The sequence below is a fragment of the Pseudonocardia nematodicida genome (genome assembly GCF_040105385.1).
Taxonomy (GTDB): Bacteria; Actinomycetota; Actinomycetes; order Mycobacteriales; family Pseudonocardiaceae; genus Pseudonocardia; species Pseudonocardia nematodicida.
On sequence record NZ_JBEDNQ010000009.1, the window covers coordinates 118,421 to 132,525 of the forward strand.

At 73.3% G+C, this 14,105-nt stretch carries 12 protein-coding genes; 8 read left to right on the forward strand and 4 right to left on the reverse strand.

Translation table 11 applies throughout. From position 1 onward, the window contains the following. Positions 1–30 precede the first annotated feature (30 nt). From WIS52_RS21205 to WIS52_RS21230, 6 genes are read left to right on the forward strand one after another with little or no spacing between them, the layout of a single operon-like run. The gene (locus WIS52_RS21205) at positions 31–1,179 is read left to right on the forward strand and encodes an acyl-CoA dehydrogenase family protein (RefSeq protein WP_349300062.1); all 1,149 of its coding nucleotides are present in this window, start codon (positions 31–33) and stop codon (positions 1,177–1,179) included. Then, positions 1,176–2,579 (forward strand): MmgE/PrpD family protein, encoded by a 1,404-nt coding sequence (locus WIS52_RS21210; RefSeq protein ID WP_349300063.1) that lies wholly within the window; start codon positions 1,176–1,178, stop codon positions 2,577–2,579. The genes WIS52_RS21205 and WIS52_RS21210 overlap by 4 nt, the downstream gene beginning before the upstream one ends. Further along, entirely contained in the window at positions 2,576–4,720 is a 2,145-nt protein-coding gene (locus tag WIS52_RS21215; RefSeq protein WP_349300064.1) for an acetate--CoA ligase family protein, read from the forward strand. Before WIS52_RS21210 ends, WIS52_RS21215 begins: the two co-directional genes overlap by 4 nt. Further along, on the forward strand, positions 4,711–5,910 hold the full coding sequence (locus tag WIS52_RS21220; RefSeq protein WP_349300065.1) for an ABC transporter ATP-binding protein: 1,200 nt from the start codon (positions 4,711–4,713) through the stop codon (positions 5,908–5,910). The genes WIS52_RS21215 and WIS52_RS21220 overlap by 10 nt, the downstream gene beginning before the upstream one ends. Before the next feature lie 3 nt (positions 5,911–5,913). Beyond that, complete coding sequence (locus WIS52_RS21225; protein WP_349300066.1) at positions 5,914–7,677, forward strand: ABC transporter permease; 1,764 nt, start codon at positions 5,914–5,916, stop codon at positions 7,675–7,677. 29 nt (positions 7,678–7,706) lie between these two features. After that, positions 7,707–8,849, forward strand: coding sequence for an ABC transporter substrate-binding protein (locus WIS52_RS21230; protein ID WP_349300067.1), 1,143 nt, complete (start codon positions 7,707–7,709; stop codon positions 8,847–8,849). A gap of 49 nt (positions 8,850–8,898) precedes the next feature. Here the strand turns inward: WIS52_RS21230 and fabG are convergent, their stop codons facing one another. From fabG to WIS52_RS21250, 4 genes are read right to left on the reverse strand one after another with little or no spacing between them, the layout of a single operon-like run. Next, on the reverse strand, positions 8,899–9,642 hold the full coding sequence (gene fabG, locus WIS52_RS21235) for a 3-oxoacyl-ACP reductase FabG (RefSeq protein WP_349300068.1): 744 nt from the start codon (positions 9,640–9,642) through the stop codon (positions 8,899–8,901). Beyond that, positions 9,639–10,445, reverse strand: a complete 807-nt coding sequence (locus tag WIS52_RS21240; protein ID WP_349300069.1) for an enoyl-CoA hydratase/isomerase family protein — start codon at positions 10,443–10,445, stop codon at positions 9,639–9,641. Before WIS52_RS21240 ends, fabG begins: the two co-directional genes overlap by 4 nt. A 46-nt stretch (positions 10,446–10,491) precedes the next feature. Continuing rightward, entirely contained in the window at positions 10,492–11,175 is a 684-nt protein-coding gene (locus tag WIS52_RS21245; RefSeq protein WP_349300070.1) for a class II aldolase/adducin family protein, read from the reverse strand. Continuing rightward, positions 11,172–12,035 carry an alpha/beta fold hydrolase gene (locus WIS52_RS21250; protein ID WP_349300071.1) on the reverse strand — a complete coding sequence of 288 codons (864 nt, stop codon included), beginning with the start codon at positions 12,033–12,035 and terminating at the stop codon, positions 11,172–11,174. Before WIS52_RS21250 ends, WIS52_RS21245 begins: the two co-directional genes overlap by 4 nt. 154 nt (positions 12,036–12,189) lie before the next feature. Here WIS52_RS21250 and WIS52_RS21255 point away from each other — a divergent pair, with 154 nt between their 5' ends. Both WIS52_RS21255 and WIS52_RS21260 read left to right on the forward strand, forming a co-directional pair. Next, entirely contained in the window at positions 12,190–13,236 is a 1,047-nt protein-coding gene (locus WIS52_RS21255; protein WP_349300072.1) for a M29 family metallopeptidase, read from the forward strand. After that, positions 13,233–13,982 carry a maleate cis-trans isomerase family protein gene (locus tag WIS52_RS21260; protein WP_349300073.1) on the forward strand — a complete coding sequence of 250 codons (750 nt, stop codon included), beginning with the start codon at positions 13,233–13,235 and terminating at the stop codon, positions 13,980–13,982. The genes WIS52_RS21255 and WIS52_RS21260 overlap by 4 nt, the downstream gene beginning before the upstream one ends. Positions 13,983–14,105 lie beyond the last annotated feature (123 nt).

Genomic DNA, 14,105 nt, shown 5'->3' on the forward strand with positions numbered 1-14,105 from the left:
CTGACCGACGACGACAAGGAACCCGCCGGCATGGACTTCAGCCTCACCCCCGAGCAGAAGGCGCTCGTGGAGTCGGTCACCAAGCTCGCCGAGCGCGAGTTCGGCGACCGGGCCTTTCAGCGCACCGAGTTCGCCTGGGACTCGCTCAAGGTGCTCGCCGAGCACGACCTGACCGGGCTCACCCTGCCCGTCGAGCTCGGCGGGCAGGGCGCCTCGCTGCTCGACGCGGTACTGGTGATGACCGCGATCACCAAGGTCTGCCCGCACAGCGCGGACGCGCTGCAGGCCAGCAACTTCGGCGCGATCCGCCAGGTCGCCGGGTTCGGCTCCGAGCACGTCCGGCGCGAGGTGCTGCCGCGGTTCCTCTCCGGTGACGCACTGGTCACCGCCGGGATGAGCGAGCCCGACGCCGGCAGCGCGCTCACCGACCTGCGCACCACCGCCCGCTACGACGGCGACCACGTGGTGCTCAACGGCCAGAAGTGCTGGAACTCGCACGGTCCGGACGCGACGCACTCGGTGATCTGGTGCCGGTTCGGCCCGGCCTCGCGCGACATCGGCGCGGTCCTGGTGCCGTTCGACTCCCCGGGCTTCTCTCGGGGCAAGCGCGAGCTGCACATGAGCGGCGAGTCGCACTGCCAGCTGTTCATGGACGACTGCCGGGTGCCGAAGGAGTACGTGCTCGCCGACAGCGGCGCGCTGCGCACGATGCTGTCGATCTTCGGGGTGGAGCGGATGGGCAACGCCTCCCGCGCGCTGGCCCTGGCCGAGACCGCCTACGAGCGGGCCGTGGAACACGCGAAGTCCCGCAAGGCCTTCGGCAAGGACCTCTGCGAGTTCCAGGGTCTGCAGTGGAAGTTCGCCGACATGCGCGTCGAGCTCGACGCGGCCCGGATGCTGCTGTGGCGGGCCGTCGCGAACGCCGACGCCGGCACCCCGGACGCCACCGAGGCCTCGATCGCCAAGCTGCACGCCAACCGCACCGCGTTCACCGTCGCCAACGAGGCCCTGCAGGTCTTCGGCGCGTCCGGCTACAGCCAGGAGTTCCCGCTGGAGTACATCGTCCGCCGCACCCGCGGCTGGATGATCGCCGGCGGCTCGGTGGAGATCCTCAAGAACACGATCGCCGGTTCGATCTTCGGCCGGCGCTTCGACCAGCGGGCGGGGGCCGGGGCATGAGCACCACGGAGGCGGCCCGGGAGACGCACGTCCTCGACGGCGCCACCGACGTCCTCGTCGACTGGGTGGTCGCGGCGCGCGACACCGCGCTGCCGCCCGAGGTGATCCACCACGTGCGACGGCTGCTGGTCGACTACACCGCCGCCGTCGTCCCCGGCTCGGCCACCGACGTCGCCCGGGCGGTCGCCGGGCACGTCGCCGCGACGTACGGCACCACCGGCCGGCCCGCCACCGCGGTTGGGCTCGGCCCGGTCTCCGCGCCCGGCGCCGCGCTGCTCAACGGCACCAGCGCGCACAGCCTCGAGGTCGACGACGGCTACACCCCGGGCAGCGTGCACCCGAGCAGCGTCTGCTTCCCGGCCGTCCTGGCGGCGGCCGAGGCCCGCGGCAGCGACCCGGACACGACGGTCCGCGCGCTGGCCGTCGCGCTGGAGGCGGTGTCCCGCCTCGCCGCGGCCGGGCACCCCACGACCTGGCGAAACCACTTCCACAACACCCCGCTGGCCGGCGTCGTCGGCGCGGCCTGCGGTGTCGCCGTCCTGCACGCCCTCGACGCGGACCGCACGCACGACGCGCTCGGGATCGCGGCCTCGCACGCCGGTGGGCTGTTCGCGTTCCTGGGCAAGAACGCCGAGGTCAAGCGGGTGCACCCGGGCAAGGCCGCACGCGACGCGATCGCCAGCGTGGAGCTGGCCGCGGCCGGGGTGACCGGCCCGCGGCCGATCCTGGAGACCCGGCACGGCTACGTCGAGGCCTTCGCCGACGGCGGGTTCGACGCCGCCGTGCTGCTCGACGGGCTCGGCGAGCGCTGGGTGGTGCTCGACTCCTACGTCAAGCCCTACCCGTCCTGCCGGCACCTGCACGGCCCGATCGACGCGATCCTCGCCCTGCGCGCCGCGCACGGCGTCACCGCCGCCGACGTCGAGCGGGCCGAGGTCGCGACCTACACCGTCGCCTCGCACCACGCGAGCACCGAGGTCGCCTCGCTGCTCGACGCGCAGATGAGCATCCCGTTCGCGGTCGCGACCGCGCTGGTGCACGACGAGGTCGGGCTCACCGAGTTGGGGCCCGCCGCCCGCACGGACGCGACAGTGCTCGACCTGGTCGGCCGGGTCGCGGTCCGGGTCGACCCGCAGGCGGACGCGGACTACCCGCTGCTGCGCACCGCCATCGTCACGCTGACCCTGCGCGACGGCCGCGAGCTCACCGAGCGGGTCCCGCTGCCCTACGGCGAGCCGGGCAACCCGGTCAGCGACGACGAGATGACCGCCAAGCTGGTCCGGCTCGCCACGCCGGTCATCGGGCGCGAGGCCGCGACCGCGCTCGCCGCGCGGCTCTGGGCGTTCGACTCGCTCGACGTCGTCGCACTGGTGGACAGCCACGTCCGGGGTGGCGCATGACCCAGCTCTCCGACCGCACCGCCGCGGCCCCGGCGCGTTCCGAGCTCGGGCGGGCGCTGCTCGACCCCCGCTCGGTCGCGATCATCGGGGCCTCGGACGACCCGCGGAAGACCACCGCGCGGCCGCTGCGGTTCCTGCGCGCCGCCGGCTTCGCGGGTCCGGTGTACCCGGTCAACCCGCGCCGGGAGACGGTGCTCGGCGAGCGCGCCTGGCCGGACGTCGCGTCCCTGCCCGAGGTCCCCGACCACGTCTTCGTGCTCACCGACACCGCACGCGTCATCGATGCGGTCCGCGAGTGCGGCGAGGCGGGCGTGCCGCTGGTGACGATCCTGTCCGGCGGGTTCGGCGAGGGCGGACCGGAGGGCCGGGAGCGGCTCGACGAGCTGCTCGCGACCGCGCGCCGGTACGGGGTGCGGCTCGTCGGCCCGAACAGCATCGGGGTGGTCAACCCGCGCACCGGGATGATGCTCACCGCCAACGCCGCGTTCGCCGAGGCCGGGGTGCCCACCGGGCCGTCGTTCGTGGCGTCCCAGTCGGGCAGCGTGATCGGCGCGCTGATGACCCGCGCCAAGGCCCGCGGCCTGGGCTTCGCCGGGTTCGTCTCCACCGGCTCGGAGTCCGACCTGACGCTCGGCGAGATCTGCGAGGCGACCCTCGACGACCCCGGCATCGGCTCCTACACGCTGTTCGTCGAGTCGATGGAGAACGCCGGGCCGCTGGCCCGGTTCGCCGCGGCCGCCGCCGAGCGGGGCCGGCCGGTCACCGTCTACAAACTCGGGCGCAGCGACGCCGCCGCCGCGCTGTCGGTATCGCACACCGGCGCGCTCGCCGGGGAGGACGACGAGGCCGACGCGTTCTTCCGGGCCTGCGGCTTCGCCCGGGTGGACAACTTCGAGGCGCTCATCGAGACCGAGGCGCTGCTGCGCCGGGTCGGCCCGCCCGGACCCGTTCCGGCCGACCGGATCGGGGTGATCACCTCGACCGGCGGCGGCGCCGCGATCGTCGTCGACCAGCTGGAGACCCGCGGGGTGACCGTGGCCCGGCCGAGCCCGGAGGTGTTCGCGCGGCTCGCCGCGCTCGGGCTCGACGTCGCCCAGAACCTGATCGTCGACCTGACCCTGGCCGGGACCCGGCACGATCTCGTGCTCGGCGCGCTCGACGTGCTGCGCTCCAGCGGTGAGTTCGACCTGGTGCTGTTCGTGGTCGGGTCCTCGGCCCGGCTCAACCCGGAGCTCGCGGTGGCCGCGCTCGCCGAGGCCGCCGACGGGCCGGTCCCGCTCGCCGCCTGGGCGCTGCCCGACGCGCTCGAGTCGCTGCGCCTGCTCCACGACGCCGGCGTGCCCGCGTTCCGCACCGCGGAGGCCTGCGCCGAGGCGGTCGCGGCCACGCTCGCCCGGCGCCCGGCCGACCCCGAGGTGCTCGCCCGCCGCGAGGTCCCGGCACCGCACGGTGCGGTCCGCACCCTGGACGAGGTCGCGTCGGCCCGGGTGCTGGGCGGGCTCGGCGTGGCCTTCCCGGCGACGACCACCTGCGACGTGACCGGCGCCCCGGACACCGCCCCGGTGTACCCGGCCGTGGTGAAGGCGCTGTCGAACCGGTTGCCGCACAAGTCCGACGCCGGCGCGGTGGTGCTCGGCGTCGCCGACGCGCCCGCGCTCGCCGGTGCCGTCGCGACGATCACCGCGAACGTCGCCGCGCACGACCCCACCCTGGACCTCGACCGTTTCGTGGTGCAGGAGATGGTGGGCGACACGGTGGTCGAGGCGTTGGTCGGCTACCGGGTGAGCCCGACGGTCGGCCCGCTCGTCCTGCTCGCCGCCGGCGGGGTGCACACCGAGCTCTACGGCGACTCCGCGCTGCGGCTGGCCCCGGTCACGGACGCGGAGGCCCGCGAGATGGTCGAGGAGGTGACGGCGATGCGCGTCGCCCGCGGGTTCCGCGGCGGGCCGGTCGGCGACCTCGACGCGCTCGTCGAGACCGTCGTCGCCGTCTCCCGGCTCGCCGTCACCCATCCCGACGTCGTCGAGGCCGAGATCAACCCGGTCGCCGTCCGCCCGCAGGGGAGCGGCGTCGTGGCCCTCGACGCGCTCGTCCGTACCGCCGACACCCGACACCCACCCGAGGGACCAGCATGGACGTGAAGATCAAGGATCTGTCGCTCGCCTACGGCGACGTCGCCGCGGTCGATCACCTGAGCCTCGACATCGCCGACGGCGAGTCGCTGGTGCTGCTCGGGCAGTCGGGCTGCGGCAAGACCAGCACGATGCGCTGCGTCGCCGGGCTGGAGGACCCGGACGCCGGCTCGATCACCATCGGCGGCCGGCCGGTGTTCGACGCGGACTCCGGCGTCGACGTCGCGCCGAACAAGCGCAACGTGGGGTTGGTCTTCCAGTCCTACGCGGTCTGGCCGCACATGACGGTGATCGAGAACGTCTCGTTCCCGCTGAAGATGAAGCGCCGGGCGCGCAAGGAGATCCGCACCCGGGCGCTGGAGACCCTCGAGCTGGTCGGGCTGGCCCACCTCGCCGACAAGGGCGCCAGCCTGCTGTCGGGCGGGCAGATGCAACGGGTCGCGCTGGCGCGGAGCCTGGCGATGGAGCCGAACGTGATGCTGCTCGACGAGCCGCTGTCCAATCTGGACGCGCGGCTGCGCGAGGACCTGCGGGTGGAGCTGCGCCGGCTGCAGCTCGAGCTCGGCCTCACCTCGATCTACGTCACGCACGACCAGGGCGAGGCGCTCGCGCTCGCCGACCGGATCGCGATCATGCAGGACGGCCGGATCGCGCAGCTGGCGACGCCCGTCGACACCTACCGCAGCCCCGCGTCCGCCTCGATCGCGCAGTTCCTGGGCGTGGCGAACATCTTCCGCATCGCCGCACCGGAGCCGGGCGCACGGCGGCTGCGGCTGGCCGACCACGACCTGGAGGTCGTCGTCGACGCCCCGGTCGCGGCCGGCACCGGGGAGGCCAGCGTGTGCGTGCGGCCCGAGCACGTCCGCCTCACGACCGAGCCCGCGGCCGGGCCCAACACCTGGCCGGGCACCGTGCTGGTCAGCGTCTTCCAGGGCTCGTTCGCCCGCGCGACGGTGGCGCTCGACGCCGGGCCGACCCTCGAGGTGCAGACGGCCGAGGACGTCGCGACCGCGCTGCGCCAGCACGACCGGGTGCACGTCGGGATCGACCCGCGGGACGTGCAGGTCCTCCCGCAGGAGGTCGGCGGGGCCGGTGCCGCGCCGGCCCGGCCGGTCGCGGCGGACACCCCGGACGACGGCGGTCCCGCGCACGACCGTCCGATGGCCGCGCACGCCGCGACCGCGTCCCGGGAGGCCTGAGCCGTGGCGATCCTGGCCGACCCGCCGGAGGCGACCGCGACGGCGACCCCGCCGCCCGCGCGCGGACGGCCCACCGGCCGCCGGGCCGGCGGCGGGTGGCGCCGCCGGCTGCCCGGCGGCCTGGTGCTCGTCGTGCTCACGATCCTCATCGTGCTGCCGGCCGCGCTGGTGCTGCTCGCCGCGTTCAGCACCGACGTGCCCCGCCCCGGGAACATCACCTGGGACCTGACGGCGGGGAACTTCGCGGTCTTCGCCGAACCGCAGACCCGGGTCGCCTTTCTCAACTCGCTGGTCATCGGGGTGACCGCGACCGCGCTGGCCTGCGTCATCGGCGGCGCGCTCGCGTTCCTGGCCGCGCGCAGCGACATCCCGCTACCTCGCTTCGTCTACCTGATCGGCCTGATGCCGATCTTCCTGCCGTCCTACGTCGGCGCGCTGGCCTGGTCGATGCTCGGCAGCCCGAACGCCGGCCTGCTCAACATCGCCCAGAGCGACCTCGGCACGTCGCTGCCGCTGAACCTGTACTCGATGCCGGGGATGATCTTCGTCTTCGCCGTGTACTACTCGCCCTACACGTTCCTGCTCGTGCACGGCGCGATGTCGATGATGAGCCCGGACCTGGAGGAGGCCGCCCGGGTGCACGGCGCCGGCTCGCACCGGATGCTGCGGCTGATCTCGTTCCCGCTCGCCACGCCCGCGCTGATCGGCTCGGCGCTGCTCACCTTCATCCTGGTCTTCGAGAACTTCCCGGTCGCTCAGGTCCTGGGGACCCCCGGCGGGGTCGACACGCTCCCGACGCTGATCTTCCGGTTGCTCAACACCAGCCCGTCGCGCGGCAACGAGAGCGCGGCCATCGCCGTCGTGCTGGTCGCGGTGGTCCTGCTGGTCACCTGGCTGCAGCAGCGCATGCTCGCGAAGCGCTCCTACACCACGATCACCGGCAAGGGCGTGCGGCAGAAGAAGGTGGCGCTGGGCCGGGGCCGGATCCCGGCGCTGGTGGCCGTGCTCGCGTTCTTCGGGCTGTCGATCGTGCTGCCGGTGCTCGCGCTGGTCGTCGTCGCCGGGCAGAGCTCGCCGTACATGAGCTCGCTGGCGCAGCTGGCCGAGCCGGGCGGGCTGGACTTCAGCTCGTTCGGCGACGTGCTCGCCTCACCGGGCTTCCACACCGCGGCCTGGCACAGCGTGGTGGTGAGCCTGTTCGCGGCGAGCTTCGGCGTCGTGCTCGCGTTCGTCTGCGGCTACCTCGTCTACCGGACCCGGGTGTCGGGCCGACCGCTGATCGAGGGCATCTCGATGGTCCCGCTCGCGCTGCCCGCCGTGGTGCTCGGCATGGGTCTGCTGTGGACCTGGCTGGTCATGCCGGTCCCGCTCTACGGCACGCTCGCGGTGCTGGTCATCGCGTTCCTCGCGGTCCAGTCGCCGCAGGGGTTCCGCGGGGTGACCGCGTCGATCATGGCGACCGACCGCGACCTGGAGGACTCCGCGGTCATGCTCGGCGCCTCCCGCACCCGGGCCGTCACGACGGTGACCGTGCCGCTGATGAAGGCCGGCCTGCTCTCGACGTTCGTGCTGCTGCTCATGCTCAGCATGCGCGAGCTCACCGTCCCGCTGTTCCTCTACACGAGCGACACCCAGATCCTCTCGATCGCGATCTACGACGCGTTCGAGAACGGCGGCGCGCTGCGCGAGGCCGCGGCGATGAGCGTCGTCTACACCGCGTTCATGTTCGTCCTGTCCTACATCCCCCGCCGCCTCGCCCGGCAGTGACACCCACCCTCAGCAAAGGGGCTGATCCCATGAAGAGAACACGCCTGAGCGTGCTCGCCGCGGCGCTCACCGCGTGCGCCCTGCTCCTCGCCGGCTGCGGGGGAGGGGGCGGTTCCGGCGCGGCCGGCTCGGTCGCCGAGGAGATGCTCCCGATGCCCTCGGTGGACGACTCCGACGGCCTGGTCCTCGACGGCGAGCAGGTCGCCGACCCCGCGCTGCTCGAGGCGGCACGCGCGGGCTCGCTCGCCTGGTTCACCGGCTCGGGCGCCGAGAGCGCCGAGCTCACCGCGGCCCGGTTCACCGCCGAGACCGGCGTGCCGGTCGAGATGACCCGGATGCCCTCGGGCAAGCTCAACGAGCGGGTGCTCAGCGAGGCCGGCGCCGGGCGGCTGTCGGCCGACGTCGTCCTGGTCACCGACCCGGAGATCGCCGAGGGCATGGTGGACCAGAACGTGTTCGTGCCCTACACCGGCATGCCCGTCCACGACCAGCTCGCCGGCCAGGACGACGTCGTGTGGCACGACGGCGCCTACTACACCTCCTACTACTCGGCCTACGCCTTCGCCTACAACGACCAGGCCGTCGACCCGGCCGACGCCCCGGCGAGCTGGAACGACCTGCTCGACCCGGCGTGGAAGGGCCGGATGGGCGTGGTCAACGCGGGCGCCGGCGGCACCGTGCAGGGCCTGGCGGCGTTCCAGGAGGAGGTGCTCGGACCGGACTACTGGAGCGGGCTGGCCGCGCAGGAGCCGCGCATCTTCGACACCACCTCGGTGCAGCTCGAGGCGCTGGCCCGCGGCGAGATCGAGATCGTGACCTCGGGCTTCAACAGCACCTACGGTGCCGAGCAGGCCGGGGCACCGATCACGCTCGTCGTGCCCGAGGAGGGCGTCTCGGGCACGTTCAACATGCAGGGGCTCACCACGGCCGGCGAGGACAACCCGGCCGCGCAGCTGTTCATGAACTGGACCTGGTCGAAGTCGGGCCAGGAGTTCGCCGCGGCGCAGGGCTTCGTCGGGGCACGCACCGACATCGAGCAGGTCCCGTCCGGGCCCTACCAGCTGCCCAAGGCCGACGACGAGACGTTCGTCGTCTACACGCCCGAGCAGGCCGCGCAGCAGGGCGCCGACATCGTCGCGCGGTGGAACCAGGCCTTCGGCTTCAGCGGCTGACGCACTCCCCGGGGCCGGCGCCGTACGTCGTCGGCCCCGGGGCGGCGAGTCACACGAACCGGCCGCCGGTCACCTCGGCGGTCGTGCCGGTCATGTACGACGACAGCGACGACGCGTAGAACAGCGCCACGTTCGCGACCTCGTCGACCTCGCCCACCCGCTGCATCGGGATCTCGGACATCTTCTGGTCCCAGGCCTTCTGTGGCATCGCCTCGGTCATCGCGGACCGGATCAGCCCGGGCTGGATCGCGTTGACCCGCACACCGTGGTGGGCCATCTCCTTCGCCGCAGCCTTCGTGAGGCCGACGATGCCGGCCTTCGCCGCCGAGTAGTTGGTCTGTCCGACCATGCCGACCTTGCCCGACAGCGAGCTGATGTTCACGATCGACCCGGACTTCTGCTCCCGCATCCGGGCCGCCGCGACCCGGGTGCCGTTCCAGGTGCCCTTCAGGTGCACGGCGACGACGAGGTCGAAGTCCTCCTCGGACATCGTGCGCATGGTGGCGTCGCGGGTGATCCCCGCGTTGTTGACGAACACGTCCAGCGACCCGAATGCCGACACCGCGGTGTCCGCGAGCGCCTGTACCTGCCCGGCGGCCACCACGTCGCACCGGGTGCCGACGGCGACCGCGTCACCGCCGAGCTCCTTGGCCGCGGCCTGCGCGGCCGCCTCGTCGAGGTCGCCGAGCACCACCCTGGCGCCGTGGGAGACGAACGTGCGGGCGACGGCCAGTCCGATCCCGCGGGCGCCGCCGGTCACGACGGCGGTGCGGCCCTCCAGCAGTGCGGTCATGTGCGGTCCTCTCGATCGTGGGCGGTGAAGCGGGGTTCGCGTTTCGCTGCGAAGGCGGCTCGGCCCTCGGCGGCGTCCCGCCCGTGCCCGGCGAGCGCGACGGCCGTCCGTTCGGCGGCGAGGAACGCGGGCAGTTCGGCACGGGTGTGGGCGGTGAGGCGCTTGGTGAGCGCGTTGGACTCCCGCGGTCCCGCGGCGAGCCGGTCGGCGGTCGCCCGGGCGCGCACGGTGGCGGTCCCGGGTGGGACGAGCTCGCTCACCATCCCGGCTCCGGCCGCGTCGACGGCGCCGAGCCGCTCGCCCAGGAGCAGGTGCCGGGCCGCGCGCTGCGGGCCGAGCAGCCGCGGCAGGTGGTAGGCGGTCCCGCCGTCCGCGGTGAGACCGCGCGCGGCGAACGGGGCGGCGAAGAAGGCGTCGTCGGCGGCGACGACCAGGTCGCAGGCCAGCACGAGACCCCAGGCGACGCCGACGGCGTAGCCCTCGACGGCCGCGACCACCACGAGGTCGGAACGGCCGATCGTCTCGATCACCTCGTGCGCCCGTGCGAGCCGGGACGCCGCCCCGAACAGACCGTCGGCGGCGGTGGGCATCGAGCCGACGTCGCCTCCGGAGGAGAAGTACGCGTCACCGCCGGTGAGGACGACCGCCGCGTCGCCGCGCCGCTCCGCGTCCCGCAGCGCGGCGAGGAGGAGGTCGAGCGTCGCGATGTCCAGGGCGTTGCGCCGGTGCGGGCGGTGCAGGCGCAGGGTCGTCACGCCCGGGGCGACCTCGACGGCGAGCGGGGCGGCGGTGTCCGGCTCCATACTCTATAGAATGTAGACGGCTCGACCCCGCTCGTCGAGTAGGGCGTCACCGCCGTTCCCCGCGGTGTGGTCGGGGCTGTCCGTAGCCCGCGAGCCCTGCCCGCACCTCCTCGATCTCCTCCGGATCCAGGGTGCGCAGCGGGCGGCCGGTGGCCATCGCGCGCAACGCGATGTCGCAGACGTACTCCAGGTAGGCAGCCCGGTCCAGCGCCGCTCCCGCAGTCTTCGAGATCAGGATCGCGCCGTGGTTACCCATCAGTGCCGCGCTGCGGTCCTGCAGGGCTGCCAGCACGACCTCTGCCAGCGCGTCGGTACCGAACCGGCGGTAGGGCGCGACCCGCACCGCCCCGCCGAAGAACTCCGAGTAGTAGTGCGTCAGCGGCACCTCGTCGGCCACGGTGGACAGTGCGGTCGAGGCCGGAGCGTGGGTGTGCAGCACGACCTCGCCGGGCTCGGCCCCGGGACGGGAGTGCACCAGCGAGTGCAGCGCCAGCTCGGAGGTCGTGCGCAGCGGGGTGCTGACCGGGGTCCCGTCGAGCTCGTGCACGCACACGTCGTCGGCGACGAGCTCGGTGTAGGCCATACCGCTCGGGGAGACGGCGACGAGGTCGCCCTCGCGGACCGACACGTTGCCCGCGGTGCCGACCACGAGTCCGCGCTCGACGAGATCCCGGCACAGTCCGACGACCGCTTCCCGGGCGGCGGGGATCGGCGCCGGCGTGGCCGTCACCGTCCGGGCCGTGGTGCCGTTTGGGCGAGCACCGCCGTCGCCACCTCCGCGTGTGCCCGGCGGGGGAGCTCCGCGCCGACCCCGTCGAGTACCCGCAGGGCCGCGCCCGGGATCTCCTCGGCCAGCGCCTCCGCGTTGCCCACCGGGAAGAACGGGTCCGCGGCACCGTGCACCACCAGCGTCGGTGCCGTGATCTCCGGGAGCCGGTCGCGCCAGCGTGGCGCGCAGTCCAGCGTCGAGAACATCATGCTCATCAGGCCATTCCGTGCCGAGGCCGGGTGCGGGCAGGAGCGGTCGAGGATACGAGCCGCGTGGGCGCGGGCCTCGGCGGCGTCGAACTCCGGCGAGCCGGAGAGGACGCGGGCCGTGGCCACCGAGGCGTCCAGGATGGACGTGCGGTCGGTCCAGTCGACCGGTGGGGCACTGCCGAAGTGGGTCATGACCGCCGGCGAGTGCTCGGGCAGGTCGTCGTCCACCGGACCGGGCGCGACCGGACGGGTGCCGATCAGCACGAGCGACGCGACCCGCGACGGGTGGTCCAGCACCAGGAGCTGTGCGAGGAAACCCCCGGTCGCGAGGCCCACGACGTGCGCGCGGGCGACGCCGAGCCCGTCGAGCACGCCGACGGCGTCGGTGACGAGGTCGCGCAGTGTGTAGCCCGGCGAGCCGGGGTCGCCGGTGGTCGACCGGCCGGCGTCGCGCAGGTCGTAGCGGATGACGAAGCGGCCGGAGAGCCGCTCGACGAACTCGTCGTCCCAGGTGGCGACGGTGGTGCCGATCAGCAGCAGTGCCGGGTCGGTCGGCGAGCCGACGGTGTCGACGCACAGCTCGACGTCGCCGACCGGAATGAGAGCCTCCATGCTCGGAGGACCCGGCGGGTCGGCGGGACTCATCGGTGGCGCGCGCCGGAGGTCGCGCCGCCGCGGCGCGTGACCGTCATGTTTCCGTTCCCGTCAGGTCTTGCGCCCTCGGATAGTACGTGCTCGGATTAATTGGTACGGAGACGGAGGCGCCATGGACCAGAACCTGTTCAACGACATCTGCCTGCAGCAGCTGACCCTGTCCGGGGTGCACGAGGGCGAGACCGTGGTCGTGCTGACCCGCGGCGCCGAGCGGACCGAGTACGCCGACGCGTTCCTGTGGGCCATCCAGAAGCTCGGCGCCACCGGCTACCACATGCGGCTGCCGTCGCCGGCGAGCGCGGGCGGCGCCTGGGCGGTCGGCGACTCCGGTCTGGGGAGGATCCCCCTGGCCGTGGACGCGCTCAAGGCCGCGGACATGGTCGTCGACTGCACGTTCCTGCTGTTCTCGCGCGAGCAGTTCGCGATCCAGGACGCCGGTACCCGGATCCTCACCGCCGTCGAGCCGCCGGAGCTGCTGGCCCGGCTGATGCCGACGACCGAGCTGCGCGAACGCGTCGAGACCGGCGCCGAGCTGCTGGCCAAGGCCTCCACCATGCGGATCACCAGCCCGCACGGCACCGACGTCACCTACCGGCTCGGCATGTACCCGACGATGAGCGAGTACGGCTACACCGACACCCCCGGGCGCTGGGACCACTGGCCGGCCGCGTTCGTGTTCACCGGGGCGTCCGACGACGGCGTCGACGGGCGGATCGTCCTCGCGCCCGGAGACGTACTGCTGCCGTTCAACACCTACGTCCAGACCCCGGTGGAGATCACCATCGAGCAGGGCTTCGTCCGCGACATCCGCGGCGGCGCCGGCTCCTCGGGGCTCGACGCCGACCTGCTGCGCTCCTACATCGAGAGCTTCGACGACCCACGCGGCTACGGCATGAGCCACGTCGGCTGGGGTCTCGACGAGCGCGCGCACTGGCACGGCCTGACCCAGTTCGGTGGTGGGATGGGCATGGAGCTGCGCAGCTTCTACGGCAACGTCATGTTCTCGATCGGCCCGAACAACGAGCTCGGCGGCCCGAACGACACCGCCTGTCACTTCGACATCCCGATGCGCGGCAACTCGCTGTTCCTCGACGACGAGCTGATCGTCGACGCCGGTGAGCTGACCGTTCCCGAGATGCGTCCGGTGCACCGCCGATGAGCCGCGACCATCATGTGGGGATGATCGTGCCGTCGTCGAACCTGACGATGGAGACCGAGCTGCCGCGGATGCTGCGCGCCCGCGAGGACGTGCTCCCGGACGACCGGTTCGTCTTCCACGCCGCCCGGGCCCGGATGCAGCACGTCACCCCCGAGCAGCTGCGGGCGATGAACGACCAGGCCCGCCGCGCGGCGATTGAGCTGGCCGACGCCCGCCCGGACGTCGTCGCCACCGCCTGCCTGGTCGCGATCATGGCCCAGGGTCCCGGCTACCACTGCACCGCCGAGGACGACATCACCGAGGCTCTGCGGGCGGAGGGCAGCAATGCCCCGGTGGTGTCCAGCGCCGGAGCGCTGCTGTCCGGGATCGAGGCCCTGGGCGCGCGCCGGGTCGCGATCATCACGCCGTACATGCAGCCGCTGACCGACGCCGTCGTGGCCTACCTGACCGACGCCGGCGTCGAGGTCGTCGACTCGCTGTCGCTGCAGGTCCCGGACAACCTGGCCGTCGCCCGCCTGGACCCGGCAGACCTGCGCGAACACCGGCGCAAGCTCGATCTGACCGGCGCCGACGCGCTGGTGCTGAGCGCCTGCGTGCAGATGCCGTCGCTGCCCTCGATCGAGCGGGTGCAGGACGAGGTCGGCATCCCGGTGCTCTCCGCGGCCACCGCGACGACCTACCGGATCCTCACCGAGCTCGGTCTCGAGCCCCGGGTCCCCGGCGCGGGGGCGCTGCTCGCCGGCTGACCGGCGAGATCGGCCCGGGCCCGTCGCATCCCCGCCGAGATGCGTCTCAGTGGGCCGCAGAGATCGTCAAGTCGCCCTGGTCCGCATCTCGGCGAGGATCGTCCGTGTCCGGACGGCCCAGCG

Coding starts and splice junctions, on each gene's coding strand:
- WIS52_RS21220 (WP_349300065.1), top strand. CDS start 4,711: ATGGACGTGAAGATCAAGGATCTGTCGCTCGCCTACGGCGACGTCGCC.
- WIS52_RS21255 (WP_349300072.1), top strand. CDS start 12,190: ATGGACCAGAACCTGTTCAACGACATCTGCCTGCAGCAGCTGACCCTG.
- WIS52_RS21210 (WP_349300063.1), top strand. CDS start 1,176: ATGAGCACCACGGAGGCGGCCCGGGAGACGCACGTCCTCGACGGCGCC.
- WIS52_RS21240 (WP_349300069.1), bottom strand. CDS start 10,445: ATGGAGCCGGACACCGCCGCCCCGCTCGCCGTCGAGGTCGCCCCGGGC.
- WIS52_RS21260 (WP_349300073.1), top strand. CDS start 13,233: ATGAGCCGCGACCATCATGTGGGGATGATCGTGCCGTCGTCGAACCTG.
- WIS52_RS21230 (WP_349300067.1), top strand. CDS start 7,707: ATGAAGAGAACACGCCTGAGCGTGCTCGCCGCGGCGCTCACCGCGTGC.
- fabG (WP_349300068.1), bottom strand. CDS start 9,642: ATGACCGCACTGCTGGAGGGCCGCACCGCCGTCGTGACCGGCGGCGCC.
- WIS52_RS21215 (WP_349300064.1), top strand. CDS start 2,576: ATGACCCAGCTCTCCGACCGCACCGCCGCGGCCCCGGCGCGTTCCGAG.
- WIS52_RS21205 (WP_349300062.1), top strand. CDS start 31: ATGGACTTCAGCCTCACCCCCGAGCAGAAGGCGCTCGTGGAGTCGGTC.
- WIS52_RS21250 (WP_349300071.1), bottom strand. CDS start 12,035: ATGGAGGCTCTCATTCCGGTCGGCGACGTCGAGCTGTGCGTCGACACC.